23 protein-coding genes and 1 riboswitch are annotated in these 25,742 nt (G+C 45.2%); of the genes, 21 read left to right on the top strand and 2 right to left on the bottom strand.

The window, feature by feature from the left end; genetic code table 11:
* Positions 1-4: 4 nt before the first annotated feature.
* Positions 5-2,419, top strand: a complete 2,415-nt coding sequence (gene pheT / locus JOJ89_RS15730; RefSeq protein ID WP_203288314.1) for a phenylalanine--tRNA ligase subunit beta — start codon at positions 5-7, stop codon at positions 2,417-2,419.
* A 54-nt stretch (positions 2,420-2,473) separates the two neighbouring features.
* Here pheT and rnhC read toward each other — a convergent pair whose 3' ends face one another.
* Positions 2,474-3,412 (bottom strand): ribonuclease HIII, encoded by a 939-nt coding sequence (rnhC, locus tag JOJ89_RS15725; RefSeq protein ID WP_203288312.1) that lies wholly within the window; start codon positions 3,410-3,412, stop codon positions 2,474-2,476.
* A gap of 103 nt (positions 3,413-3,515) precedes the next feature.
* Here rnhC and zapA point away from each other — a divergent pair, with 103 nt between their 5' ends.
* The 13 genes from zapA to JOJ89_RS15660 all read left to right on the top strand — a co-directional run bounded on the left by zapA (position 3,516) and on the right by JOJ89_RS15660 (position 18,951).
* The gene (gene zapA, locus JOJ89_RS15720; RefSeq protein WP_035207236.1) at positions 3,516-3,788 is read left to right on the top strand and encodes a cell division protein ZapA; all 273 of its coding nucleotides are present in this window, start codon (positions 3,516-3,518) and stop codon (positions 3,786-3,788) included.
* An 8-nt stretch (positions 3,789-3,796) separates the two neighbouring features.
* Positions 3,797-4,339, top strand: a complete 543-nt coding sequence (locus JOJ89_RS15715) for a CvpA family protein (protein ID WP_029566831.1) — start codon at positions 3,797-3,799, stop codon at positions 4,337-4,339.
* A gap of 115 nt (positions 4,340-4,454) precedes the next feature.
* Complete coding sequence (gene polX / locus JOJ89_RS15710; RefSeq protein ID WP_029566830.1) at positions 4,455-6,179, top strand: DNA polymerase/3'-5' exonuclease PolX; 1,725 nt, start codon at positions 4,455-4,457, stop codon at positions 6,177-6,179.
* Between the two features lie 44 nt (positions 6,180-6,223).
* Positions 6,224-8,581, top strand: coding sequence for an endonuclease MutS2 (locus JOJ89_RS15705; protein WP_203288310.1), 2,358 nt, complete (start codon positions 6,224-6,226; stop codon positions 8,579-8,581).
* 17 nt (positions 8,582-8,598) lie between these two features.
* Positions 8,599-9,003, top strand: coding sequence for a DUF350 domain-containing protein (locus JOJ89_RS15700; RefSeq protein ID WP_029566828.1), 405 nt, complete (start codon positions 8,599-8,601; stop codon positions 9,001-9,003).
* Between the two features lie 332 nt (positions 9,004-9,335).
* Positions 9,336-11,024 (top strand): AMP-binding protein, encoded by a 1,689-nt coding sequence (locus JOJ89_RS15695; RefSeq protein ID WP_203288308.1) that lies wholly within the window; start codon positions 9,336-9,338, stop codon positions 11,022-11,024.
* A gap of 472 nt (positions 11,025-11,496) precedes the next feature.
* Positions 11,497-12,081, top strand: a complete 585-nt coding sequence (locus JOJ89_RS15690) for a fatty acid metabolism transcriptional regulator FadR (RefSeq protein ID WP_029279229.1) — start codon at positions 11,497-11,499, stop codon at positions 12,079-12,081.
* 42 nt (positions 12,082-12,123) lie between these two features.
* The gene (locus tag JOJ89_RS15685; RefSeq protein ID WP_029279231.1) at positions 12,124-12,897 is read left to right on the top strand and encodes an enoyl-CoA hydratase; all 774 of its coding nucleotides are present in this window, start codon (positions 12,124-12,126) and stop codon (positions 12,895-12,897) included.
* A gap of 72 nt (positions 12,898-12,969) precedes the next feature.
* Positions 12,970-13,743 (top strand): electron transfer flavoprotein subunit beta/FixA family protein, encoded by a 774-nt coding sequence (locus tag JOJ89_RS15680; protein WP_029279233.1) that lies wholly within the window; start codon positions 12,970-12,972, stop codon positions 13,741-13,743.
* A gap of 57 nt (positions 13,744-13,800) precedes the next feature.
* Complete coding sequence (locus tag JOJ89_RS15675) at positions 13,801-14,778, top strand: electron transfer flavoprotein subunit alpha/FixB family protein (RefSeq protein WP_029566825.1); 978 nt, start codon at positions 13,801-13,803, stop codon at positions 14,776-14,778.
* A 164-nt stretch (positions 14,779-14,942) separates the two neighbouring features.
* Complete coding sequence (trxA, locus tag JOJ89_RS15670) at positions 14,943-15,257, top strand: thioredoxin (protein ID WP_029279237.1); 315 nt, start codon at positions 14,943-14,945, stop codon at positions 15,255-15,257.
* 281 nt (positions 15,258-15,538) lie between these two features.
* A complete protein-coding gene (gene uvrC, locus JOJ89_RS15665; RefSeq protein WP_029279239.1) occupies positions 15,539-17,323 on the top strand; it encodes an excinuclease ABC subunit UvrC in 1,785 nt (594 codons plus the stop codon).
* A 74-nt stretch (positions 17,324-17,397) separates the two neighbouring features.
* Positions 17,398-17,579, top strand: a riboswitch (Lysine riboswitch).
* A gap of 130 nt (positions 17,580-17,709) precedes the next feature.
* Positions 17,710-18,951, top strand: a complete 1,242-nt coding sequence (locus tag JOJ89_RS15660; RefSeq protein ID WP_029279241.1) for an aspartate kinase — start codon at positions 17,710-17,712, stop codon at positions 18,949-18,951.
* A 49-nt stretch (positions 18,952-19,000) separates the two neighbouring features.
* Here JOJ89_RS15660 and JOJ89_RS15655 read toward each other — a convergent pair whose 3' ends face one another.
* On the bottom strand, positions 19,001-19,417 hold the full coding sequence (locus JOJ89_RS15655) for a YslB family protein (protein WP_051827337.1): 417 nt from the start codon (positions 19,415-19,417) through the stop codon (positions 19,001-19,003).
* A 347-nt stretch (positions 19,418-19,764) separates the two neighbouring features.
* Here JOJ89_RS15655 and JOJ89_RS15650 point away from each other — a divergent pair, with 347 nt between their 5' ends.
* The 7 genes from JOJ89_RS15650 to racE all read left to right on the top strand — a co-directional run bounded on the left by JOJ89_RS15650 (position 19,765) and on the right by racE (position 25,279).
* The gene (locus JOJ89_RS15650) at positions 19,765-20,373 is read left to right on the top strand and encodes a succinate dehydrogenase cytochrome b558 subunit (protein WP_029279245.1); all 609 of its coding nucleotides are present in this window, start codon (positions 19,765-19,767) and stop codon (positions 20,371-20,373) included.
* A gap of 30 nt (positions 20,374-20,403) precedes the next feature.
* Positions 20,404-22,164 carry a succinate dehydrogenase flavoprotein subunit gene (sdhA, locus tag JOJ89_RS15645; RefSeq protein WP_029279247.1) on the top strand — a complete coding sequence of 587 codons (1,761 nt, stop codon included), beginning with the start codon at positions 20,404-20,406 and terminating at the stop codon, positions 22,162-22,164.
* Positions 22,165-22,167: 3 nt separating this feature from the next.
* Positions 22,168-22,932 (top strand): succinate dehydrogenase iron-sulfur subunit, encoded by a 765-nt coding sequence (gene sdhB, locus JOJ89_RS15640; RefSeq protein ID WP_029279249.1) that lies wholly within the window; start codon positions 22,168-22,170, stop codon positions 22,930-22,932.
* Positions 22,933-23,004: 72 nt separating this feature from the next.
* Positions 23,005-23,472 (top strand): acyl-CoA thioesterase, encoded by a 468-nt coding sequence (locus JOJ89_RS15635; RefSeq protein ID WP_029279251.1) that lies wholly within the window; start codon positions 23,005-23,007, stop codon positions 23,470-23,472.
* A gap of 134 nt (positions 23,473-23,606) precedes the next feature.
* The gene (gerE, locus tag JOJ89_RS15630) at positions 23,607-23,831 is read left to right on the top strand and encodes a spore germination transcription factor GerE (RefSeq protein WP_029279253.1); all 225 of its coding nucleotides are present in this window, start codon (positions 23,607-23,609) and stop codon (positions 23,829-23,831) included.
* Between the two features lie 188 nt (positions 23,832-24,019).
* Complete coding sequence (locus JOJ89_RS15625) at positions 24,020-24,472, top strand: MarR family winged helix-turn-helix transcriptional regulator (RefSeq protein WP_029279254.1); 453 nt, start codon at positions 24,020-24,022, stop codon at positions 24,470-24,472.
* A 9-nt stretch (positions 24,473-24,481) separates the two neighbouring features.
* A complete protein-coding gene (gene racE / locus JOJ89_RS15620) occupies positions 24,482-25,279 on the top strand; it encodes a glutamate racemase (protein WP_029279255.1) in 798 nt (265 codons plus the stop codon).
* The last annotated feature ends 463 nt before the right edge of the window (positions 25,280-25,742 follow it).

The following is a 25,742-nucleotide window of genomic DNA, read 5'->3' as shown; positions in this document are numbered from 1 at the left end:
CCAAATGTTTGTTTCCTATAAATGGCTGCAGGATTACGTGGATCTCAGCGGAATCCCGGCAGAAGAACTGGCAGAAAAAATCACCCGAAGCGGGATTGAAGTAGAGGGTGTAGAGGTTTTAAACGAAGGGATGAGCGGTGTAGTCGTCGGGCATGTGCTTGAAAAAGAGCAGCACCCGAATGCAGATAAGCTCAACAAATGTCTGGTCGATACAGGCGGCGAGAACCCTGTTCAAATTATTTGCGGTGCTGCAAATGTCGATAAAGGACAAAAAGTAGCTGTGGCAACAGTAGGCGCGGTGCTTCCTGGTAATTTTAAAATCAAAAAGGCAAAGCTTCGCGGCGAAGAGTCAAACGGAATGATCTGTTCTCTTCAGGAACTGGGCTTTGAATCAAAGACGGTGGCAAAAGAATACGCTGAAGGCATCTTTGTCTTTCCAAATAATGCTGAGCCTGGAAAAGATGCTCTTGCAGAACTTGGGCGTGATGACCAGATTCTTGAGCTTGGTCTTACCCCAAACCGCTCAGACTGCCTGAGCATGCTTGGAGTTGCGCATGAAGTAGCGGCTATTTTGGGCAGAAGCGTAACGTACCCTGACCTGACGCACGATGAAGGTTCAGAGAAGGCATCTGAGAGCATTTCTGTCGCTGTTGAAGCAAAAGAAGAAAATCCGCTGTATGTAGCGAAAGTGGTTCGGAATGTAAAGGTCGCTCCGTCTCCGCTATGGCTGCAGACAAGATTGATGGCTGCAGGTATCCGTCCGCACAACAATGTGGTGGATATTACGAACTACGTACTGCTCGAATACGGTCAGCCGCTTCATGCTTTTGACTATGACCGTTTAGGCTCAAAAGAAATCCTTGTCCGCATGGCAAAAAACGGCGAAGAAATCGTAACACTGGATGGACAAAAACGCACTCTTACTCCGGAGCACCTAGTCATTACAAACGGAACGGAGCCGATTGCACTCGCAGGTGTGATGGGCGGGGAGAATTCAGAAGTTCATTCTGATACAACGACTGTTCTTCTTGAGTCCGCGTATTTTAACGGCCAGACTGTAAGAAAATCGTCTAAAGATCACGGCCTAAGAAGTGAAGCAAGTGCGCGCTTTGAAAAAGGCGTCGATCCAAACCGAGTCCGTGCTGCGGCTGAACGCGCTGCCCAGCTGATGGCAGAGCTTGCGGGTGGAGAGGTGCTTTCAGGATCGGCTGAAGTGAATTATCTTGAAGCTGAACCTGCAGTCGTGACCGTTCACATCGATAAAATTAACCGTGTGCTCGGCATGAATATTTCAGGGAATGAAATGCAGTCCATCTTTACACGCCTTGGGTTTGAAGTGCAGGAGGATAACGGTGCCTTCACGGTTACAGTTCCTACAAGACGCGGAGATATTACAATAGAAGAAGATTTGATTGAAGAAGTTGCAAGACTGTACGGCTACGACAACATTCCGTCTACTTTCCCTGTCAGCGCATCAGCACCAGGCAAATTGACCGATTATCAGCAAAAACGCCGTATGGCCCGCCGCTTCTTAGAAGGAGCCGGCTTGCATCAGGCAATCACATACTCACTGACGAGTGAAGACAAAGCTTCTCAGTTTGCACTTCAGCCTTCTGATCTGACACGCCTGTCCATGCCGATGAGTGAAGAGCGCAGTGTTCTTCGCCTCAGCTTAATTCCTCACTTGCTTGAGACGCTGAAATACAATCTTGCCCGTCAAAATGACCAGGCTGCTCTTTATGAAATGAGCTCTGTGTTCATTTCAAACGGACCAGGTGAACAGCCTCTGGAAAAAGAACGATTAAGCGGTGCTGTAACTGGACTCTGGCACCTGAATCAGTGGCAGGCTGAGAAGAAACAGGTCGATTTCTATGTTGTAAAGGGAATTCTTGACGGCCTGTTCGATCGTTTAGGCTTAAAAGAACACATCACTTACCAGCAGACAAAACGCGACGGTCTTCATCCTGGACGTACAGCAGAAATTCTTTTGAACGGCGTTTCTGCAGGATTTATCGGACAGGTGCATCCGAAGCTTCAAAAGCAAATGGATCTGACTGAGACGTACGTGTTTGAACTTGCTCTTCAGGAGCTTCTTCAAACAGAAGCAGAACCATTAACATTCTCTGTTATTCCGCGCTTTCCGTCTATGACGAGAGACATTGCCCTCGTTGTTGATAAAGACGTTGTAGCGGGCGATCTGCAGAGCGCTATTTCAGAGGCTGGAGGAAAGCTGCTGAAGGACGTTTCCATTTTTGATTTATACGAAGGCGATAAGCTTGATGAAAATAAAAAATCACTGGCCTTCTCTCTTCGCTACTTTGATCCTGAGCGAACACTGACAGACGAAGAAGTAACAAAGGCGCATGAAAAAGTTCTCCGTACGGTCGAGGAAAAATTTGCCGCCGTGCTGAGAGGCTAATCGCAGCAAGAACAGGAAAAGAGCAGCTGACCATCAAGGTCCGGCTGCTCTTTTTTATCTTCTTCTTTTCTTTGCGGCGATTTTTTCAGCTTTTTCGGTGTTTGCAAAATGAAACTTCGTCAGTTCTTTCAGTGCCGGGCTGCCTTTTTTCAGGATGATGGCGGCGGCAGCCTCGTCTACTTTAGCTCCTGCTCCTTTTGGAAGTGTAACTCCTGCTTTTTCTGACAGGCGGTCCATTTCCTTTAAAAAGGCATAGCGCGCAAGAATCGAGGCGGCGGCAACAGCCAGGTGGATCCCTTCTGCTTTTGTGCTGAAAAATGTTTTTTCTCTTTTGAAGGATTTTCCAGATAAGTGCTTGAAATACAGAGAAGGCTCTGCAAATTGATCAATTAATATGCCTTCAGGTTCTTCTGGTGCAATCTTGTCATAGAGTTTGTTTATCGCCTGGTTATGCAAAATGGCTTTCATTTTCCCCTGGGACATTCCCGTGCTTTGGAGCTGGTTGTATTTTTCATTGTGCAGGATCAGCAGGGAGTATGGAATGACTTTAAGAAGGTCCTTCGCAATCGCAATGATCTGAGTGTCATTCAAGTGTTTTGAATCCTTTACTCCAAGCTCTTGAAGGAGCGGAATCTGCTCCTTTTTTACATAGGCGGCAACGACCGTAATAGGGCCGAAAAAGTCACCCGTGCCGACTTCATCTGATCCGATGATCGAAAGAGATGAAATGTTTGGCGGCGGACTGAAAATGGTCTTTTGCTGCGAAGGTTTCTTAGTAGCCTTTTTCTCGGGTTCGGACCATTTGGAAGCCTCTTCTGCTGCAAGATTTCCCTGGAAAAGAACTTTCCCTGATTTGTAGGCGGTGATGGAGCAGCCGTTTGCTTTTGCAGTAAAAACGGCACCCGGTGGAAGCTTTGATCCGAGTCCGGAAGAATAATAGGTTTTCATTTTCAGCATGGTCTGCTGATCAATTTTTATAACGGCATTGGACAAGAGAAGACACCTCTTCTATAGTATTATTGGGTAGGGGATTGATTGGCATTATCTTTCCATTATACTAAATATCATGTTATGATAAAGATTAGGATTCTCAAGAATGGAGGATTTTTCGTTGGATAACCACTCAAAAAAGAAAACGACAGTTGATATATATGGACAGCAATTTTCAATAGTAGGCACAGAAAGCACAAGTCATGTGCGTCTGGTGGCTTCTATTGTTGATGATAAAATGCGGGAAATCAGCAGTAAAAGTCCTAATCTTGATATAAATAAACTTGCCGTTCTGACGGCGGTCAATGTTGTTCATGACTACCTGAAATTAAGAGATGAATTTGAAAGACTAGAGAGACAAATTACAGAAAAGGATTGACGCAGTTAATGCTTGATATTGCCCTTTTAATTATTTTGATCATGGGTCTGCTCGTCGGACTGAAACGGGGATTCATCCTTCAGTTCATTCACCTTGCAGGATTCATTATCGCCTACATTGTAGCTTATAAATACTTCGGGGTTCTGGCGCCGAAGCTTGAGCTGTGGGTGCCATACCCGAGCTTTGGGGAAAGCAGCTCCAGCATTTCGTTCTTTACAGGCGGAAACCTTGAGAATGCTTACTACCGCGCTGTTGCATTTGTCATCTTGTTCATCGGAACAAAGATCGTGCTTCAGATTGTCGGATCTATGCTTGATTTTGTTACATACCTTCCTGTATTAAAGCAGCTGAATAAATGGGCCGGTGCCATTCTTGGTTTTCTAGAAGTCTATTTGATTTTATTCATTCTCCTTTTTATCGGAGGTCTTCTGCCCATCCCTGAAGTACAGTCGGCGATGGGGGATTCGGGAATTGCCAAAGTGATTGTCCACCATACACCGTATTTTTCAGATAAAGTTCAGGAACTGTGGATCCAATATGCACCAAAATAACTTCTCCTCCAATCAGGAGAAGTTTTTTTGGCGCAAGTAGACGATTGTACATTTGCTTCAATTATTTGTATCATTCTAACTAGATGATTTGATCACGTACATGAGGTGAAAAACGTTGACTATACATAAAAAAGATGTCATTAAACTGCTTGAGCTTATTGCCGTTCATATGGAGCTTAAAGGAGAAAATCCGTTTAAAACCGCAGCTTTCAGAAAAGCGGCAAACGCTCTGGAAACAGATGACCGCAGTCTTACTGCGATTGATGATTTTACAAAGATTGCAGGCATCGGAAAAGGGACGGCTGCTGTCATTAAAGAATATATGGAAGCCGGAGAATCAGAAACGCTGAAGCAGCTGCAGGAAGAGGTGCCTCAAGGGCTTATCCCGCTGTTAAAGCTGCCGGGACTCGGCGGAAAGAAAATAGCGAAGCTGTATAAGGAGCTCGGCGTTACGGATGCTGAATCTCTTAAACAGGCATGTGAAGAAGAAAAAGTGCAGGCGCTGGCAGGCTTCGGCAAGAAAACGGAAGAAAAAATCCTTGAGGCCATCAAGGAAATGGGCACACGCCCTGAAAGGCTTCCGCTTTCTTTTGTCCTGCCGATCGCAGATGAAATTGAGACATATCTTGAGTCGTGCGGGGAAATTCTGAAATACAGCAGGGCCGGAAGCTTAAGGCGCATGAGAGAAACAGTAAAAGATCTGGACTTTATCATCGCGACAGATCATCCGCAGTTTGTCAGAGAGCAGCTTCTTAAGATGCCGAACATTTCTTCCGTCATTGCAAGCGGAGATACGAAGGTATCTGTCGAGCTTTTATATGAATATGAAATTGGCGTCGATTTCCGTTTAGTTACATTAAAGGAATTTGCCTCAACGCTGCATCATTTCACGGGATCAAAAGATCACAATGTGAAAATGCGCCAGCTTGCAAAAGAGCGCGGAGAAAAGATCAGCGAGTACGGAGTTGAAAATACCGAAACAGGCGAAATCAAGACGTTTTCAACGGAAGAAGAGTTTTATGCACATTTTGATTTGCCTCACTTTCCGCCCGAGATCAGGGAGGACGGAACAGAGGTTGAAAAATACCGCAAAGATACAAAACTGATTTCACTCCAGGATATAAAAGGAGATCTCCATATGCACTCCACATGGAGCGATGGTGCGTTTACCATCAGTGAAATGGCGGAAGCGTGCAGGCTCCGGGGCTATCACTATATGGCCATTACGGATCATTCTCAGTATTTGAAGGTTGCAAACGGCCTGACTCCCGAACGGTTAAAAGCACAGCGGGAGGAAATTGATAAGCTGAATGAGCAGTACGATGATTTTAAGATTCTTGCAGGTGTAGAGATGGATATTCTGCCGGACGGAACGCTTGATTACAGCGACGATGTGCTGGATGGCATGGATTTTGTGATTGCTTCCATCCATTCAAGTTTTTCCCAGCCTCAGGATGTGATTATGAAACGGCTGAAAACGGCGCTGGACCACCACCGTGTCCATATGATTGCACACCCTACGGGGAGACTGATCGGCAGACGCAGCGGATATGAACCTGATGTTGAGATGCTGATTCAGCTTGCAAAAGAGACAGATACGGTTCTTGAGCTGAATGCCAACCCAAACAGGCTGGATCTGAGTGCAGAACACATCAGAAAAGCGCATGAGGCAGGAGTCAAGGTTGCCATCAATACGGACGCCCATAACCTGGACATGCTTGAAGATATGAAAACAGGCGTTTCAACGGCCATTAAAGGCTGGGTGAAAGCTGAAAATGTGATAAATACATGGGACCTGGACAAGCTGCAATCCTTTTTGAAAAAAGAAGACAGCAGATAAACGCGGTCTAATGGGTCTAAAAGACAGCAAGGAGGCTGTATAACGTGCAGCAGCGAGTGTTGAACGTATTGGAATTTCATAAAGTAAAAGAACAGCTTGTGAAGCATGCGTCGTCATCTTTGGCGAAAGAAAAAGCAGACAAGCTGGTTCCTTCAACAAATGTTGAAGAAGTGAAAACATGGCAGGAGCAAACCGATGAAGCAGCTAAAGTGCTGAGACTTAAAGGCAATGTTCCGCTTGGCGGGCTGACCGATATCCGCAGCAGCATCAAGCGCGCTCAAATCGGCGGCATGCTGAATCCCTATGAACTGACAGAGATTTCAGGGACCCTCTATGCCGGGAAACAGATGAAGCGGTTTATTGAGGATATGATTGAAGGCGGGATTGAACTGCCTCACCTTGACGGGTTTGCAGCCCAAATACAACCTCTGCAGGAACTTGAGCAGGAAATTTCGCACTGCATTGGAGATAACGGAGAGGTGCTTGACGGGGCAAGCGACACACTGCGGTCGATCCGAACGTCCCTTAGAACAACTGAATCACGGATAAGAGAGAAACTAGAATCGATGATCAGGTCGTCATCTGCCCAAAAGATGCTTTCTGATGCCATCATTACAATCCGGAACGAACGGTATGTCATTCCCGTTAAGCAGGAATACCGCTCCGCATACGGCGGCATTGTCCATGACCAGTCATCATCAGGAGCTACGCTTTTCATTGAGCCTCAGGTCATTGTTGATTTGAACAACACGCTTCAGCAGTCACGGATGAAAGAAAAAATAGAAATTGACCGGATTTTAACGGATTTGTCACTTAAAGTGGCCGAAGAGTCTGAAGCACTTCTGGTTAATGTTGAAGCTTTGAGCGAAATGGACTTTATGTTTACAAAAGCAGGCTACGCCAAAAAAATCAAAGCATCCAAGCCGGAAATGAACGGCAGCGGAAGAATCAAATTGTTCAAAGCGCGCCATCCTCTTTTAAATCCTGACGAAGTAGTCCCAAACGACATTGAGCTCGGGACAGATTTTTCCACGATTGTGATTACAGGACCTAACACAGGGGGAAAAACCGTCACGCTTAAAACCGTCGGCCTGTTCACGCTGATGGCCCAGTCAGGGCTTCAAATTCCTGCGCTTGACGGATCGGAGATGGCTGTTTTTGAAAATGTGTATGCCGATATCGGGGACGAGCAGTCGATTGAACAGAGCTTGAGTACGTTTTCTTCCCACATGGTCAACATTGTGGATATTCTGAAACGGGTTGATTCTGAAAGTCTCGTGCTGTTTGATGAGCTTGGTGCAGGAACAGATCCTCAGGAAGGCGCAGCGCTTGCGATATCCATCCTGGATGAAGTTCATCACAGGGGGGCAAGGGTCATCGCTACGACCCATTATCCTGAGCTGAAAGCTTATGGATACAACCGCGAAGGCGTCGTGAATGCAAGTGTCGAGTTTAATGTGGAAACACTGAGCCCGACATACAAGCTGCTGATTGGTGTGCCGGGACGAAGCAACGCATTTGAAATCTCAAAGCGCCTTGGTCTCATGAATTCAGTGATTGACCGTGCGAAATCTCATATGAGCGAAGACAGCAATGAAGTAGATTCTATGATTGCCTCGCTTGAAGAGAGCAAAAAACGTTCGGACTTTGAGCTTACAGAGGCAGAGCAGCTTAGAAAAGATGCAGAGGATCTTCATGCCGAACTGCAAAAACAAATACTCGAATTCAATGAAGAACGTGATAAACTATTTGAAAAAGCAGAAAAGAAAGCAGCTGAAAAAGTGGAAGCTGCACAAGCGGAAGCAGAATCGATTATCCGCGAGCTGAGAAGAATGCAGAAAGAACATCGTACAGGCATTAAAGAGCATGAGCTGATCGATGCAAAAAAACGCCTGGAAGAAGCTGTTCCGGAATTTGAAAAGAGCAAAAAACCTGTGAAAACCGCTCCTCAGAAACACCGGTTTGAAGAAGGAGACGAAGTCAAAGTCATCAGCTTTAATCAAAAAGGCCATCTTCTCTCCAAAGTAGGAGAGGGCGAATGGCAGGTTCAGATCGGCATCCTGAAAATGAAAGTGAACGAAAAGGACCTCCAGTACATCAGCAGGCCTAAACCGGTTGAAACAAAGCCGCTTGCTGTGGTGAAGGGTAAGGATTATCACGTATCACTTGAGCTTGACCTCAGGGGAGAACGCTACGAAAATGCCCTCATGAGGGTTGAGAAGTATATGGATGATGCTGTTCTTGCGGGCTACCCGAGGATTTCCATTATCCACGGAAAAGGTACCGGAGCCCTTCGCACAGGGGTGCAGGAATACCTGAAAAAACACAGGAACGTAAAAAGCACGCGCTACGGAGAAGCAGGAGAAGGCGGAACGGGTGTAACGATTGTTGAATTAAAATAGACATTAGGAGATCTTCAATGAATCAATTTTGGGAGAATGAATTCGTTCAAACAGCTGCGTATTTCAGCGTGGTCATCTTATGCATCGTTGTCTTTTTGGCGATATTTGAAATTGTGACAAAGTACAACAACTGGGATGAAATTCAAAAAGGGAATCTGGCCGTTGCGATGACAACAGGAGGCAAAATCTTCGGAATTGCCAACGTCTTCCGTTTTTCCATCGGGCAGCATGATTCACTGTTTGAAATGATCGGCTGGGGCATGTTTGGATTCGTCCTGCTGCTGCTGGGCTATTTTATCTATGAATTTTTAACGCCGAAATTCAGAATCGATGATGAAATCCAAAAGGACAACCGTGCTGTAGGGTTTATCTCAATGGTCATTTCCATCGGATTGTCCTACGTGATCGGCGCAGGGATATAAGGGGAGAAAACAGTGGAAACATTAGCAAAAGTACTGCTCGCCGTATGCGGCCTTTTCATTGCAGTGGGAATTATCTTTCTGGTCTTTTTTGCTTAAATTTAGTTCGAGAAATTGGCTTTAAACAAATATTAGCGGACTGCAGCGGAAGGGAGCGGCTTCAGACAAAACGCTCCCAAAAACCAGTCTCAGAAGAGAACCCGGATTTCATAACATGAATCCGGGTTTTTTTCATATAGTTAAATTAATAAAAAATATTCTATATTCTGAATATATCTTTGGTATACTTTCTATATAAGCCAAAAGTCATAATGGCAGCAAAGGGAGGAATGAAAATGGAAGTGCAAAAACCATGGCTTCATCTATATCCTGACGAAATACCCCACTACACAGAATTTGACAACCTGCCTCTACAAGCCTATCTTACAAAAGCAGCAGATGAGTTTCCGGCAAAAACCGCCATTCACTTCTTGGGAAAGGAGCTGACGTTCAGGGAAGTCCATGAACAATCTTTGAAACTTGCAGCCTACCTTCAGGAGCTGGGACTGAAAAAAGATGAGCGCGTATCGATCATGCTCCCGAACTGCCCTCAGGCAGTCATTGCCTACTACGGCGTCCTTTTTGCCGGAGGAATAGTCGTTCAGACAAATCCGCTGTATATGGAAAGAGAGCTCGAATATCAGCTGAATGACTCTGACGCCAAATACATCATTACGCTCGACCTTCTCTATCCAAGGGTCTCAAAAATGAAAGCGTTAACAGGGCTCCAACACATCATCGCAACAAGCATCAAAGATTATCTTCCATTCCCTAAAAATCTGCTCTATCCGTTCGTGCAGAAAAAACAGAACCAGATTGTCGTCAAAATCGAGCATGGCGGACATACACACCAGTTTAAAGAAATTATGAAAAGGGAGAGCACGGAAGTAGAAACATTTGAAGTGAATACAAAAGAGGACGTGGCTCTTCTTCAATATACAGGCGGCACAACAGGGTTTCCAAAAGGTGTTATGCTGACACATGAAAATCTTGTGGCAAATACGTCCATGTGCACATCGTGGATGTATCAGTGCAGGCGCGGCGAAGAATCTGTTCTCGGCATCCTGCCGTTCTTTCACGTATACGGAATGACTGCGGTCATGAACCTGTCCATCATGCAGGGATATAAGATGATTCTGCTGCCGAAGTTTGATGCGACAGATACGCTGAAAGCAATCGACAAGCTGAAGCCAACCCTGTTTCCTGGCGCTCCGACTATTTATATCGCCCTGTTGAATCATCCCGATCTTAAAAAATATGACCTTTCTTCCGTTGAGTCCTGCATAAGCGGATCTGCGCCGCTTCCAGTTGAGGTTCAGGAGCAATTTGAACGGGAAACCGGAGGAAAACTTGTGGAGGGATACGGTCTTTCTGAAGCATCTCCTGTTACACATTCCAACTTCCTCTGGTCACACAGAAAAAAAGGAAGCATCGGTGTGCCGTGGCCCAGCACAGATTCTGTGATCCTCTCATTTGAAACCGGAAAACCGGCCGCGTTTAACGAGCTCGGAGAAATTGCTGTCAGAGGTCCCCAGATCATGAAGGGATATTGGAAAAAGCCTGAAGAGACGGCTGCCGTCATTAAGGATGGCTGGCTGCTTACAGGTGATATCGGCTATATGGATGAGGAAGGCTATTTTTATATTGTCGACAGAAAGAAAGATATGATTATAGCGGGCGGATTCAATATCTATCCGCGCGAGATCGAAGAAGTGCTTTATGAGCATGAAAAAGTGCAGGAAGTGGTCGTCGCAGGCATACCTGACCCGTACAGAGGGGAAACGGTCAAAGCCTACATCGTCCTGAAAGACGGAGAAGAAGCAACCGAGCAGGAATTTGACGAATTTGCCCGCAAACATATGGCAGCTTACAAAATTCCAAGAATCTATGAATTCCGTCAGGAGCTTCCAAAGACAGCTGTCGGAAAGATTTTGAGGCGCTCTCTAGTTGAAGAGGAAAAAGAAAAGCTGAAAAATGCGAATTGAGTTATCATCAGCTCCGTATTATTTGTTTAGACTCCAGTGGACTGAAGCGGAAGGCACTTGACTCCTTGTCCAGCTGCAGCGCCCAACTCCTCTGTCAGAACAAAATCCCCCAAAAAGTCAAACCCGGACTTTTCGGGTGATTTCTTATCTGACTGCCGGAGCAAAACGGGCGCTTCCGCTTTTCTATGGGATGAAGAGGGCACTGAAGATCCCGCAAGCGCAGCGAGGAGGCTCCAGGCACTCCCTGCGGTAATCTTGTGACTGGAGCGAAAGGGAACGGGTACATTGCAACAGGCAAGAATAACTTGAAACGGCCCCCCGAGTTGCTGCGGGGGTCTTTTCACGCTATGATGAAGAGACACTTCTATTACCTTTTGCCGGGCTGCATCTTTTTCTTGACAGAAGAGCTTTGTCATTTTATGATGAAAATATGAATGATGATTCATTCATTATTTGAAAGGAAGAATGAACTTTGAAGCAAAAACGACCAAAATACCTCCAGATCATTGATGCAGCTGTCATCGTGATTGCCGAAAACGGCTACCATCACGCACAGGTATCAAAGATTGCCAAGCAGGCTGGAGTAGCTGATGGCACCATCTATCTGTATTTTAAGAACAAAGAAGATATCCTTATCTCCCTCTTTCAGGAAAAGATGGGCGTGTTCATCGAAAAAATTCAACAAGAAATAGCAGGAAAAGACACGGCTGCGGAGAAATTATATATGTTGATAGAAAAGCATTTTTCTCTATTGGCAGAAGACCATCACCTGGCTGTTGTGACCCAGCTTGAACTCAGGCAGTCCAATAAGGAACTTCGCCTGAGAATCAACGAGATACTCAAAGGGTACCTGAATATCCTTGACTCCATTATTCAGACTGGGAAAGATACCTCTGAATTCAGCGAGGATCTCGATGCAAGACTTGCAAGGCAAATGATTTTCGGAACGATTGACGAAACAGTCACAACTTGGGTTATGAACGACCTGAAGTTTGACCTGCCTGCACTTGCGGGAAATGTTCACAAACTTTTAATCAACGGCTGCGGCAGGGTGTAGCGTCACCCTCTGCGCCAACATGCACAAAAGGAGGCCTGAGCTGTGAGTTATTTAAAAGTCAAAGTAGAAGATTATGTTGCGGACGTAACCATACACCAACCTCCCGCAAACGCATTATCGTCCTATGTTTTGAAAGAGCTTTCATCACTGATGGATGAGTTTGAATCAAACAAAGAGGTAAGAGTTATTGTCATTCACGGAGAAGGACGTTTCTTCTCTGCAGGAGCTGACATTAAGGAATTTACGGCAGTGAAAAACGGCGAAGAATTTTCAGGACTTGCCGCAAACGGCCAGGAGCTTTTTGAACGAATCGAGACCTTTCCAAAGCCGGTCATCGCTTCAATCCATGGAGCTGCCCTTGGCGGCGGTCTTGAACTCGCAATGAGCTGCCACGTAAGGCTTGTCACTGAAAACGCAAAGCTTGGACTGCCTGAACTGCAGCTTGGCCTGATTCCGGGATTTGCAGGATCGCAGCGCCTCCCTAAATATGTAGGAGAAGCGAAAGCGCTTGAAATGCTGCTGACGAGCGAACCGATCTCAGGTACGGAAGCGGTGTCCTATGGACTTGCAAACCATGCTTTTCCTGAAGACTCTCTCGCTGAAGAGACAATGAAGCTTGCAAAGAAATTTGCAGCGAAAAGTCCGATAGCCGTTGCGGCAGCCATTGATCTGATCAACGCTTCTAAAACTCTTCCTTACCATGAAAGAGTAAAGAAGGAAGCCGGATATTTCGGCACCGTTTTTGAAAGTGCGGACGCCAAAGAAGGCATAAGTGCTTTCCTTGAGAAAAGACAGCCGCAGTTCAAAGGCGAATAAACGTCACTGATTAAACGTTACATACGTTTTTTCTATACAATTTGAATGCTTAACGTAAATAGGGGGATGGACATGAATATTTATGTAATCATGAAAAAAACGTTTGATACGGAAGAAAAAATAACGCTTCAAAACGGCAAAATCAACGAAGACGGCGCCGAGTTCATTATTAATCCTTACGATGAATATGCGATTGAAGAAGCGATTCAGATCCGCGATGCAAACAGCGGGGAAGTAACAGTTGTGACAATCGGCGGCGAAGAGGCTGAGAAGGAACTGCGCACAGCTCTTGCCATGGGGTGTGACAAGGCTGTTCTTATTAATACGGAAGACGATCTTGAAGACGGAGATCAGTTTACAACGTCAAAGATTCTTGCTGAATATTTTAAAGACAAGGATGCAGATTTGATTCTCGGCGGAAACGTTGCGATTGACGGCGGTTCAGGCCAGGTAGGCCCACGTCTTGCAGAACTTCTTGATATTCCTTATGTTACGACAATTACTAAGCTTGAAATCAATGGAAATCAGGCTACCGTTGTCCGTGATGTAGAAGGTGATTCAGAAGTAATCGAAACATCACTTCCTTTGCTTGTAACAGCACAGCAGGGACTGAACGAGCCGCGCTACCCATCTTTGCCTGGAATCATGAAAGCAAAGAAAAAGCCGCTTGAAGAGCTGGAACTGGATGATCTGGATCTAGAGGAAGATGACGTTGAACCGAAAACGAAAACAATCGAAATTTATATGCCGCCAAAGAAAGAAGCAGGAAAAGTGCTTCAGGGCGAGCTTGATGCCCAGGTAAAAGAACTGGTATCACTTCTTCGCAACGAAGCGAAAGTCATCTGACAATCTGGACCAGCACGGAATTACTTTCTATCAAACGTATAACAGGGGGACTCTATAATGGCACGAAAAGTACTGGTACTCGGAGAAGTACGTGATCAATCACTCCGCAATGTTTCTTTTGAAGCAATTGCTGCAGGCAAAACGATTTCAGAAGGCGGGGAAGTAACAGCTGTTCTTTTAGGGGAAAGCGTTGCTTCACTTGCACAGGAAATGATCCATTACGGTGCGGACCGTGTAATTACGGTGGAAGACGCAAAGCTGAAAACATATACGCCTGACGGTTATTCACAGGCTCTTCTGGCTGTAATTGAACAGGAAAAACCTGAAGGTCTGGTTTTTGGCCATACAGCTCTTGGAAAAGATTTATCGCCTAAAATCGCTGCGAAAATCGGTTCAGGCCTGATCTCAGATGCAACGGATTTAGAAGTGACAGGCGGAAATGCCGTGTTCACTCGACCAATCTACTCAGGAAAAGCGTTCGAAAAGAAAATTGTGACTGACGGAACAATTTTTGCTACAATTCGTCCAAATAACATTGCTCCTCTTGAAAAGGATGAATCAAGAAGCGGCGAAGTATCTTCAGTAACAGCTGATATCAAAGATCTTCGCACAGTTGTAAAAGAAGTGGTGCGCAAAGCAACTGAAGGCGTGGATCTCTCAGAAGCAAAAGTGATTGTCGCAGGCGGACGCGGAGTGAAAAGCACAGACGGCTTTAACCCTCTTAAAGAGCTTTCGGATGTTCTTGGCGGAGCGGTTGGCGCTTCCCGCGGTGCATGTGATGCGGATTACTGCGATTATTCCCTGCAGATCGGCCAGACAGGAAAAGTTGTCACTCCTGACTTGTACATTGCCTGCGGCATCTCCGGAGCCATTCAGCATTTAGCAGGTATGTCCAACTCGAAAATCATTGTTGCCATCAACAAAGATCCGGAAGCAAATATCTTTAAAGTGGCCGATTACGGTATTGTGGGTGACCTCTTTGAAGTCGTTCCGCTTCTGACGGAAGAATTCAAAAAGCTTAAAGTACATTCTTAAAAGACCATAAAAACACGACCTTGCCCGTCGTGTTTTTATTTTCTCCAGTCTGGATATGTTTTTCCTCATAAAGTTGGGGAAAAGTAAATGTGAGCAAAAAATTCGCAGACCCAATTCTTTAATGCTATACTTCAGTTATTACTCGATTTTAGGAGGAAATTACAATGGCAATTACAAATGCAACAGATCAAACATTCACAGCAGAAACTAGCGAAGGCGTAGTCCTCGTTGACTTTTGGGCTCCATGGTGCGGACCTTGTAAAATGATTGCTCCGGTTCTTGAAGAACTTGATCAGGAAATGGGCGACAAAGTGAAAGTTGTTAAGCTTGATGTTGATGAAAACCAGGAAACAGCAGGCAAATACGGAGTTATGAGCATTCCGACTCTGCTTGTATTCAAAAACGGCGAAGTTGTAGACAAAACGGTTGGATTCCAGCCTAAAGAAGCTTTAGCTGAACTACTTAACAAACACGCATAATTCGAAAACCTGCCTGAGATCATTCGGCTGGATCTTTCAAAATGAAAACCCAGGCTTACGAGCTTGGGTTTTTCGTTTCTCTTTCAAAAAGGAGAAAAAGCTCCTCTCCGATTCGAAAAATATGTCAATTATTGCTCAGGAAATGATTGCCCCGCTGCCTGTAAAACAGGCACGAATTCTCCTCTGACTGCGTCTGCAAATTAGCATGCATATCTCCGCACGACTCACAGACAGGAAAATGGTACAATATTGGAATAAACCTTATTAATGGAGTGTCCGCAATGGAGCAATTGATAAAAGAAAAGCTGGCCGTTTTGCCGGATCAGCCGGGCTGCTATTTGATGAAGGACCGTTTCGGCACCGTTATATATGTCGGAAAAGCAAAAGTGCTGAAGAATCGTGTCCGTTCTTATTTTACAGGCTCGCATGACGGGAAAACGCAGCGGCTTGTGAGTGAAATCAGGGATTTTGAATACATTGTAACCTCTTCAAATATAGAAGCGCTAATCTTAGAGCTGAATCTGATAAAAAAGCATGATCCAAAATACAATATCATGCTGAAGGATGACAAAATTTATCCGTTTATCAAAATCACCGGTGAAAGACATCCGCGGCTGATCGTTACCAGAAATGTAAAGAAGGATAAAGGAAAATACTTCGGTCCCTATCCAAACGTGCAGGCAGCAAGGGAAACGAAAAAGCTGCTTGACCGCCTCTATCCTCTAAGAAAATGCTCCACACTCCCTGATCGTGTATGCCTTTACTACCACATGGGACAATGCCTTGCACCCTGCGTCTACAATGTGACCCAGGAACAGAACAGGCAGATGGTGGACGAAATGACGCGCTTTCTTAAAGGCGGATTTAAGCAGATTAAAGAGGAACTCTCAAAGAAAATGCTGGCTGCATCTGAGAACCTTGACTTTGAACGTGCGAAGGAATTCCGGGACCAGATTGCCCATATTGACGCCACGATGGAAAAGCAAAAGATGACGATGAATGACTTTGTCGACCGCGATGTGTTCGGTTATTCGTACGACAAGGGGTGGATGTGCGTTCAGGTGTTTTTTGTAAGACAGGGCAAGCTGATTGAACGGGATATTGCCATGTTCCCGCTTTATCAGGAACCGGAAGAAGAGTTTTTAACCTTCCTCGGCCAGTTTTACTCAAAGAGCAATCACATTCTTCCTAAAGAAATACTGCTTCCGGACAGCGTTGACCGGGAGATGGCTGCTGAGCTTCTCGGAGTCACTGCGACGCAGCCTCAGCGGGGAAAGAAAAAGGATCTCGTTCTGCTTGCACATGAAAATGCGAAAATTGCCCTTAAAGAAAAATTCTCGCTGATTGAGCGCGATGAAGAACGAACGATAAAAGCGATCGACCAGCTGGGTGAAAAAATGGGTATTTATACGCCTGCAAGAATTGAAGCCTTTGATAATTCAAACATTCAGGGTACAGATCCGGTATCGGCCATGATCGTTTTCATTGACGGGAAGCCTGCTAAAAAGGAATACAGAAAGTATAAAATTAAAACCGTTAAAGGCCCTGATGATTATGAGTCGATGCGGGAAGTTGTCCGCAGACGATATACGCGCGTCCTGAAAGAAGAACTACCGCTTCCTGACTTGATTATTATTGACGGGGGAAAAGGCCACCTTGCAGCAGCTCAGGATGTGCTTGAAAATGAGCTTGGCTTGACCATACCTGTAGCAGGCCTTGTAAAGGACGACAAACATAGAACATCCAACCTCATGGTCGGCAGTCCGCCTGAAATTGTGGAGCTTGAACGAAACAGCCAGGAGTTCTATCTCCTCCAGCGCATTCAGGATGAGGTTCACCGGTTTGCGATTACTTTCCACAGGCAGACGCGCGGAAAGACCGCTTTTCAATCGATTCTGGATGACATACCCGGCGTTGGCGAAAAGCGCAGGAAGGTCCTGCTGAAACATTTCGGGTCTGTGAAAAAAATGAAAGAGGCAAGTATTGAGGACATTATCGCTGCAGGCATGCCTTCAAATACCGCAGAATTAATCTATGAAAAACTGCAGGAAAAAGAAGAAGCATAAAATGTTCTTGCTTTAAGCAGTAAGGTTTGCTAAAATTTTAACTAATTTCATAAATCAGATCGTTTAGTTCGTTAAATGACGGTAGAGGTGCGGACTTCAAGAGTAGCGCGTCAGAGGAAAATGGATTCCTTTGAAGACGCGTGAAAGGGGAGCGCCGCCGAAGCAAAGAAAGAGCCATTTCTTCTCTTTGCTGGTTTTGCGTTTAAGAGACGCAGGATTGTCAAGAAGATGTTTTTCTTGGAGCGCTATCTCATTGTATGAATGAAGTTCCATTATTCGTTTATGCAAGCAATGAGATAGAGAATCTCATTGCTTTTTTTGCGTTTTCCGGGATTCTCCCTTTTACTTGCTGACGATCAAATAAGACTTGAAAGGCGAGAGGCGATATGGGTTTAATTGTACAAAAATTTGGGGGCACATCAGTTGGTTCTCCGGAGAAAATCATGAATGCTGCCAACCGTGCAGCTGAAGAAAGCCAAAAGGGCAACAGTGTTGTTGTCGTTGTATCGGCAATGGGGAAAACAACGGATCATTTAGTATCACTTGCAGCTGAAATCACACAAAAACCAAGCAAGCGCGAAATGGACATGCTGCTTTCAACAGGAGAGCAAGTGACCATCTCTCTACTGACAATGGCTTTGCAGGCGAAAGGCTATGACGCTGTTTCCTATACAGGCTGGCAGGCCGGCATCAGCACAGAGCACGTCCATGGAAATGCGAGAATTTCCGGAATTGATACAGAGAAAATAGAAAAACGGCTTTCTGAAGGGAAAATCGTCGTTGTTGCCGGATTTCAGGGCTTTGCAGACGGCAGCGAGATTACGACTCTTGGACGCGGAGGATCCGATACAACAGCAGTTGCCTTAGCAGCGGCGCTGAAAGCGGACAAATGCGATATTTATACAGATGTGACGGGTGTTTACACAACCGATCCGCGCTTTGTAAAAGGGGCAAGAAAGCTTGAGGGAATTTCCTATGATGAAATGCTTGAGCTCGCTAACCTGGGAGCGGGTGTCCTGCATCCGCGTGCAGTTGAATTTGCCAAAAATTACGGAGTACCGCTTGAAGTCAGATCCAGCACAGAAGCCGAACGGGGCACGCTTATTGAGGAGGAAACAGATATGGAACAGAATTTAATTGTAAGAGGCATTGCATTTGAAGATCAGGTGTCAAAAGTGACGGTTTGCGGGCTGCAAAACGGATTGATGGCTCTTTCCACCATTTTCAAAACACTCGCAAGCCACGGAATCAATGTGGATATTATTATTCAAAGTACAGCAAACGCACAGATTGCTTCTCTTTCATTCTCTGTTAAAACAGGTGAGGTCGAAGAGACCGTGCACGTTCTTGAAACGTATAAGGAGGAACTCGGATTTGAACGGATCGAATTTGAAAACGGCCTGGCCAAAGTCTCGATCGTAGGATCCGGAATGGTCTCAAACCCGGGAGTTGCCGCGGAAATGTTCCATGTTCTTGCGAAGGAACAGATTGAGGTGAAAATGGTCAGCACGTCAGAAATAAAAGTTTCAACGGTAGTCGGCCATGCTGATATGGTGAAAGCGGTAGAAGCGCTGCACGACGCATTTGAACTTTCAGAGCAGCCGGCAGGCGTCCTTGGCGCCAACTGAGAGCTTTGATGAAAATAAAAAAAGGGCGGGTATCATGAGTACCCGTCCTTTATTCGTTTTCAAACTCCATGTCTTTGTAGTCCCATTTCACAGTAAAGTGAACTTTGTCCGCACGTTTTTTAACATGCTCATATGTTTCGGTGATCTGCTTGTTCATGCGCTGCACCTGCTGGGCGATGAAACCTGCTTCAAGCTGGAACGAAGGTTCTTTCATCGTTTTAAATCTTGCCTGGATCAGTTCGCTTTGCAGCTGAAATTCCATTTCGTCTTTTTTCTTATGTACAAGTGAAAGGTTTCCAAAGCCTGCGAGCGAAAAGAAAGCGATCAGCTCGTCGATGGATTCTGCCGGATACTTCCGCGCAAGGCTCTTGCCTGCCCAGTACATCATGGAAGCGGACTCGTTCCCCAAAATGTCAGGAATAAGCACTTCTCTAAGGAGTTCATATGCAAACGCAGGCACCTGCATATCTCTGAGCTGTGCCGTGTCAATTTGTTCTTTCGTTTTTTTCACATTCTTCCCCTCTTTCTGATTTTTATTATATATCAAGATGCGGCATGAGGCACATGCAATAAAAGTAAATTATCTGACCGATCAGCGCCAGATTAGTATTTTAAGAAAATAAAAATTGTTTGAAAAAGAGATTTGTCACAAAATTAAAATTTATGAACACGTTTTCTTGACGCTGTACCGCGTGAGGAGTACAATAAATTTGTCACATTTTATCATACAATGTTTATTTTTTTAAAAGATTGCCGGGGAATAGGAGAAACATTAAAAAAAAGATTTTAAGATTACTAGGGGGTTATGTTGAGATGGCTGGAAACAGAGAGTATTTGAACCGAAGACTTCATTCCTTGCTTGGAGTGATTCCGGTTGGCGTCTTCTTAATTCAGCATCTTGTTGTAAATAACTTTGCAACAAGAGGAGAAGAAGCATTTAACAATGCTGCACATTTTATGGAAAGCTTGCCGTTTAGAATTGTTCTGGAGACATTTATTATATTCCTCCCGCTTTTATACCATGCAATCTACGGAATTTACATTGCGTTTACAGCGAAAAACAACGTCAGCAAGTTCGGATACTTCCGCAACTGGATGTTCATGCTTCAGAGAATCTCAGGTGTTATTACACTGATTTTCGTTTCATGGCACGTGTGGGAAACAAGAATTGCAGCTGCCTTTGGAGCAGAAGTGAATTTTGATATGATGGCCTCTATTTTCAGCAATCCATTCATGATTGTTTTTTACGTAGTTGGTGTAGTATCAACAATCTTCCACTTTGCAAACGGCCTGTGGTCATTTGCTGTGAGCTGGGGAATTACAGTCACTCCTAGATCACAATTGATCTCCACTTACGTGACAATCGCACTTTTCCTTGCACTGTCCTACGTTGGAGTCAGCACTATTTTTGCATTTGTTTGATGAGTACTAGAATCAAAGGGAGTGGGCCAGATGAGTAAAGGTAGAATTATTGTCGTCGGAGGCGGTTTGGCAGGCCTGATGGCAACCATCAAAGCAGCAGAATCCGGCGTTCATGTAGATTTATTTTCGTTAGTACCAGTTAAGCGCTCTCATTCCGTTTGTGCACAAGGCGGAATCAACGGCGCTGTAAATACAAAAGGAGAAGGCGATTCTCCTTGGGAGCATTTTGATGATACAGTTTACGGCGGGGATTTCCTTGCCAACCAGCCTCCTGTAAAAGCGATGTGCGAGGCAGCTCCGTCAATCATTCACTTGCTTGACCGCATGGGTGTCATGTTCAACCGTACACCGGAAGGGCTTCTTGACTTCCGCCGTTTTGGAGGAACGCAGCATCACCGCACGGCATTTGCCGGTGCAACAACAGGTCAGCAGCTTCTGTATGCGCTTGATGAGCAGGTCCGCCGCTATGAAGTGGCAGGTCTTGTTACAAAGTACGAGGGCTGGGAATTCCTTGGAGCCGTTGTCGATGACGATGGTGTATGCAGAGGTATCACCGGTCAGGATTTAACAAGCATGGAAATCAAGTCATTCCGTTCCGACGCTGTCATCATGGCAACGGGCGGACCTGGAATCATCTTCGGAAAATCAACAAACTCTGTCATCAACACGGGATCAGCAGCTTCCATCGTCTATCAGCAGGGCGTTCACTATGCAAATGGCGAGTTCATTCAGATTCACCCGACAGCTATTCCGGGAGATGACAAGCTTCGCCTGATGAGTGAATCAGCCCGCGGAGAAGGCGGACGCGTCTGGACGTATAAAGACGGGAAGCCATGGTATTTCCTTGAGGAAAAATATCCGGCATACGGAAACCTTGTTCCGCGTGATATCGCAACACGCGAAATTTTCGACGTGTGCGTCTCTCAAAAGCTCGGCATCAATGGCGAGAACATGGTCTATCTTGATCTGTCTCATAAAGATCCGAAAGAGCTTGACATTAAGCTTGGAGGCATCATCGAAATTTATGAAAAATTCATGGGTGATGACCCGCGCAAGCTTCCAATGAAAATCTTCCCTGCTGTTCATTACTCAATGGGCGGTCTGTGGGTTGACTATAATCAGATGACGAATATTCCCGGCTTATTTGCTGCGGGAGAATGTGATTACTCCATGCACGGCGCAAACCGTCTTGGTGCGAACTCCCTTCTTTCAGCCATCTACGGCGGAATGGTGGCAGGTCCGAAAGCGGTTGACTATATCAGCGGCTTAGATGCTTCTGCTGAAGATCTTTCATCTGCTGTATATGACGCTCATGTGAAGCAGGAAGAAGAAAAATGGCAGAACATCATGAACCTTGACGGAACTGAAAATGCCTACGTGCTTCATAAAGAGCTTGGCGAATGGATGACTGACAATGTAACGGTTGTCCGCTACAACGACAAGCTTCTGAAAACCGATGAGAAAATCCAAGAGCTGATTGAACGCTATCAGAATATCAATATTAATGATACGGCGAAATGGAGCAACCAGGGTGCTACGTTTACCCGCCAGCTTCAGAACATGCTTCAAATGTCCCGCGTCGTGACATTGGGCGCCTATAACCGCAACGAAAGCCGCGGAGCGCATTACAAGCCTGAATTCCCTGAACGAAATGATGAAGACTTCCTTAAAACGACGATGGCTACGTTTGCCGGTCTGACTGCTGCTCCTAAGTTCCACTACGAAGAAGTGGACGTCAGCTTAATCGAACCGCGCAAACGCGACTACTCGAAGAAGAAAAAGGGGGAATAAGAAATGAACAGTGAAAAGAAAGTAGTTCGTTTTATTATTACTCGCCAAGATGAGCCCGGTGCCGCCCCTTATGATGAAACATTTGAAATTCCTTACCGTCCGAATATGAACGTGATCTCCGCGCTGATGGAGATCAGAAGGAATCCTGTGAATTCTGAGGGTAGAGAAACAACGCCGATCACTTGGGATATGAACTGTCTTGAAGAGGTATGCGGAGCCTGTTCTATGGTGATTAACGGCAAGCCGCGCCAGTCATGTACAGCACTTGTCGACCAGCTTGAACAGCCGATCCGCCTTCAGCCGATGAAGACATTCCCTGTTGTGCGCGACCTTCAGGTTGACCGCAGCAGAATGTTTGATTCCCTTAAGAAGGTAAAAGCGTGGATTCCGATTGACGGAACATACGACCTTGGACCTGGCCCCCGTATGCCTGAGAAAAAACGCCAATGGGCATATGAGCTTTCAAAATGCATGACGTGCGGAGTTTGCCTTGAGGCATGCCCGAACGTTAACAGTAATTCTGATTTCATCGGACCGGCTCCTCTTTCACAGGTTCGCTTGTTTAACGCTCATCCAACAGGTTCATTGAACAAAGCCGAGCGTCTTGAAGCGATTATGGGTGACGGAGGACTTGCAAACTGCGGAAACTCTCAAAACTGCGTGCAATCATGTCCTAAAGGAATTCCTTTAACGACTTCTATTGCTGCACTGAACAGAGATACAACGTTCCAGGCCTTCCGCAATTTCTTCGGAAGCGATCAAGTCTAAGCAGTAAGAAGAAAAACACCTCTTTAAATAAGAGGTGTTTTTTACATATCATCAAAGAAAAGAGGAACAGCCATGAACAAAATTCCATATATCACAATGCCTCTTCAGGAGTGGAAGGATACATTTGCTTTTCATCATCCTTTAAAGGTTCGCTTTTCCGAAACAGATATGTTCGGGCATATGAACAACACAGCTCCAATTGCATATTTTGAAGAAGCGAGGATCGAGTTTTTTAAACATGCAGGTCTGATGGAGAACTGGCTGAAGAAGGACGGGGAACTGATTCCTGTTGTCGCCGACATCCAGTGCGATTACATCAGGCAGGTGTTTTTTGATGAGGAACTATTGCTGTTTGTCAAAGCTGCATCTGTTGGAAATTCGTCTGCCGAGCTCCATTACTGCGCGGTAAATAAAAAAAGGGAAGTCTGCTTTACAGGACGAGGAACCGTTGTGCAGATATCGAAATACAATGGAAAAAGTGTACCATTTCTGAATGCGGAAAAGAAAATGCTCATAGGTTCTGAGGTCTTTGCCACATAAAAAAATAGACACCGAATTTCACGAATCAGCTAAAGTAACAGTCACCGCCAATACAGAGTGCACATACTATATGTTGACTAATCTTATACCCATTCGTTAGACCGGCTCGCACCTAGCAAGGAGGGTTACCATTCTTGAAAGAGAAAGAGTTTCAATCAAAGCCACTACTCACGAAAAGAGAGAGAGAAGTTTTCGAATTATTAGTACAGGATAAAACGACGAAAGAAATAGCGGGCGAGCTCTTCATTAGTGAAAAAACAGTTCGGAACCATATTTCCAATGCGATGCAAAAGCTTGGAGTAAAAGGAAGATCACAGGCAGTTGTTGAGCTTCTTCGTATGGGTGAACTTGAGCTCTAATACGTACCGGCTGACCTTATTCTAGGCTGGCCGGTTATTATTTCTGCCGGGATTTTTTCCTGAAATGACTGTCAGCTAAAATATCAAACTTGCATTTTTGTGTGAAAACATAGAAAATGGATATGATACGCACAATACTAGTGTACATTCTGCTCCGTGCGGTCAGATTAAATGAGTGAGGGTTGCTGATGACAGTTCATAATGATGTATTAAGTGATAAAATGGTGGCTGACCTGGAAAAATCCTTAAGGCATATTTCTGTGATGGTGAAGCAGAGAGGCCGGGAGATCCTGAGTCAATTCCCGATTACACCGCCTCAGTTTGTGGCGCTGCAATGGCTTTCTGAACACGGCGACATGACAGTCGGTGAATTATCCAACAAATTGTACCTAGCATGCAGCACTACGACTGATCTGGTTGACCGGATGGAGAAAAACAAACTTGTCGTGCGCGTGAAAGATCCAAATGACCGCAGAGTGGTAAGAGTGCACCTTCTGGCAGAAGGCCAGCGCATTATCGAAGAAGTCATTCATAAGCGGCAAGAATACTTAAAAAACGTAATCAGAAATTATGATATGCAGGAAATAATTCAGCTTGAAAGCTCATTGACGAAACTGCACCTAGAAATGAGAGAAGAATGAGGCGATTTTTTGAACAGAGCAATCGGCGTCATTGATTCCGGTGTCGGCGGCCTGACCGTTGCACGGGAAATTATGAGGCAGCTACCAAATGAAGACATCATCTATTTAGGTGATACAGCAAGATGTCCCTATGGTCCAAGACCGATTGAAGAGGTTCGGGCTTTTACATGGCAGATGACGAATTACCTCGTCTCTAACCATCATATTAAAATGCTTGTGATTGCGTGCAATACGGCAACAGCCATTGCCCTTCAGGAAATTCAGGATGAGCTTGATATTCCTGTTGTCGGCGTTGTGTTCCCGGGTGCCCGCACAGCCATTAAAGTGACAAGAAACAACCGCATCGGCGTCATTGGAACGGTAAACACGGTCTCAAGCGGCGCGTACGAAAAGGCTCTGAAGACCATCAAGAAGTCAGTGACGGTTGAAAGCCTTGCCTGTCCGGCATTTGTTCCGCTTGTTGAAAGCGGGGACTTTGATAATGACTATGCGGTCTCCATTGTAGAGGATTCCCTTTTTCCGCTGAAGGACCATCCGATCGATACACTGATTCTCGGCTGCACGCATTATCCGGTTCTTAAAGACCTGATCGAGAACTATATGGGACCAAAAGTAAAGATTATCAGTTCAGGAGACGAAACTGCCCGTGAGGTAAGTACGATCCTGTCATATAAGAAAGCATTGAATGAATCGCAGGAGGAAAACCACCACCTCTTCCTGACAACCGGATCTAAGGATCTCTTCCAGCGCATCGCTTCGCAGCTGTTTGAAGAGCCGGTGAAAAATGTTCAGTCTATTGCGCTTTAATTAAGGCAGAGGCTGTGACATAAATATGTTAGCCATCTAAAACCGAACTAGGGTATAACTAGTTCGGTTTTTTTTTATGGTGTTGGACCATACAACTGGAATTAGAAATAGATACTTAATTTTGCTGATACAGACGGAGTGCTGCCACTTTTATAAGAGGTAAGTCCACATTTGTGGCATCATTCGCCAGAGTGGTACCACTTTTATCGGAAGTGGATCCACATTAGTGGTGTCATTCGCCAGAGTGGTGCCACTTTATTCGGAAGTTGATCTACATTAGTGGCGTCATTCGCCAGAGTGGTGCCACTTTAATCGGAAGTTGATCCACATTTGTGGCGTTGTCTCAAGAAATGACATCAAAAAATGTTTTTTATTAATCTTCCGACTCTAACCTTACTAACATGTTTTTTCCCAGACTCTTTTTTTTACATTCATTTCATCAAGAACTTGTTTTACAGCAGTC

The sequence above is a fragment of the Metabacillus sp. cB07 genome (genome assembly GCF_016839225.1).
In the GTDB taxonomy this organism is placed as follows: Bacteria; Bacillota; Bacilli; order Bacillales; family Bacillaceae; genus Bacillus_P; species Bacillus_P indicus.
This window is presented reverse-complemented; position numbering and strand designations above follow the sequence as displayed.

Bases quoted from the DNA above. Each gene is read 5' to 3' on its own strand.
- pheT (WP_203288314.1), top strand. From the start codon at position 5: ATGTTTGTTTCCTATAAATGGCTGCAGGATTACGTGGATCTCAGCGGA.
- zapA (WP_035207236.1), top strand. From the start codon at position 3,516: ATGGAGGATTTTTCGTTGGATAACCACTCAAAAAAGAAAACGACAGTT.
- JOJ89_RS15715 (WP_029566831.1), top strand. From the start codon at position 3,797: ATGCTTGATATTGCCCTTTTAATTATTTTGATCATGGGTCTGCTCGTC.
- JOJ89_RS15700 (WP_029566828.1), top strand. From the start codon at position 8,599: ATGAATCAATTTTGGGAGAATGAATTCGTTCAAACAGCTGCGTATTTC.
- JOJ89_RS15695 (WP_203288308.1), top strand. From the start codon at position 9,336: ATGGAAGTGCAAAAACCATGGCTTCATCTATATCCTGACGAAATACCC.
- JOJ89_RS15680 (WP_029279233.1), top strand. From the start codon at position 12,970: ATGAATATTTATGTAATCATGAAAAAAACGTTTGATACGGAAGAAAAA.
- JOJ89_RS15675 (WP_029566825.1), top strand. From the start codon at position 13,801: ATGGCACGAAAAGTACTGGTACTCGGAGAAGTACGTGATCAATCACTC.
- trxA (WP_029279237.1), top strand. From the start codon at position 14,943: ATGGCAATTACAAATGCAACAGATCAAACATTCACAGCAGAAACTAGC.
- uvrC (WP_029279239.1), top strand. From the start codon at position 15,539: ATGGAGCAATTGATAAAAGAAAAGCTGGCCGTTTTGCCGGATCAGCCG.
- JOJ89_RS15660 (WP_029279241.1), top strand. From the start codon at position 17,710: ATGGGTTTAATTGTACAAAAATTTGGGGGCACATCAGTTGGTTCTCCG.
- JOJ89_RS15655 (WP_051827337.1), bottom strand. From the start codon at position 19,417: ATGCAGGTGCCTGCGTTTGCATATGAACTCCTTAGAGAAGTGCTTATT.
- JOJ89_RS15650 (WP_029279245.1), top strand. From the start codon at position 19,765: ATGGCTGGAAACAGAGAGTATTTGAACCGAAGACTTCATTCCTTGCTT.
- sdhA (WP_029279247.1), top strand. From the start codon at position 20,404: ATGAGTAAAGGTAGAATTATTGTCGTCGGAGGCGGTTTGGCAGGCCTG.
- sdhB (WP_029279249.1), top strand. From the start codon at position 22,168: ATGAACAGTGAAAAGAAAGTAGTTCGTTTTATTATTACTCGCCAAGAT.
- JOJ89_RS15635 (WP_029279251.1), top strand. From the start codon at position 23,005: ATGAACAAAATTCCATATATCACAATGCCTCTTCAGGAGTGGAAGGAT.
- JOJ89_RS15625 (WP_029279254.1), top strand. From the start codon at position 24,020: ATGACAGTTCATAATGATGTATTAAGTGATAAAATGGTGGCTGACCTG.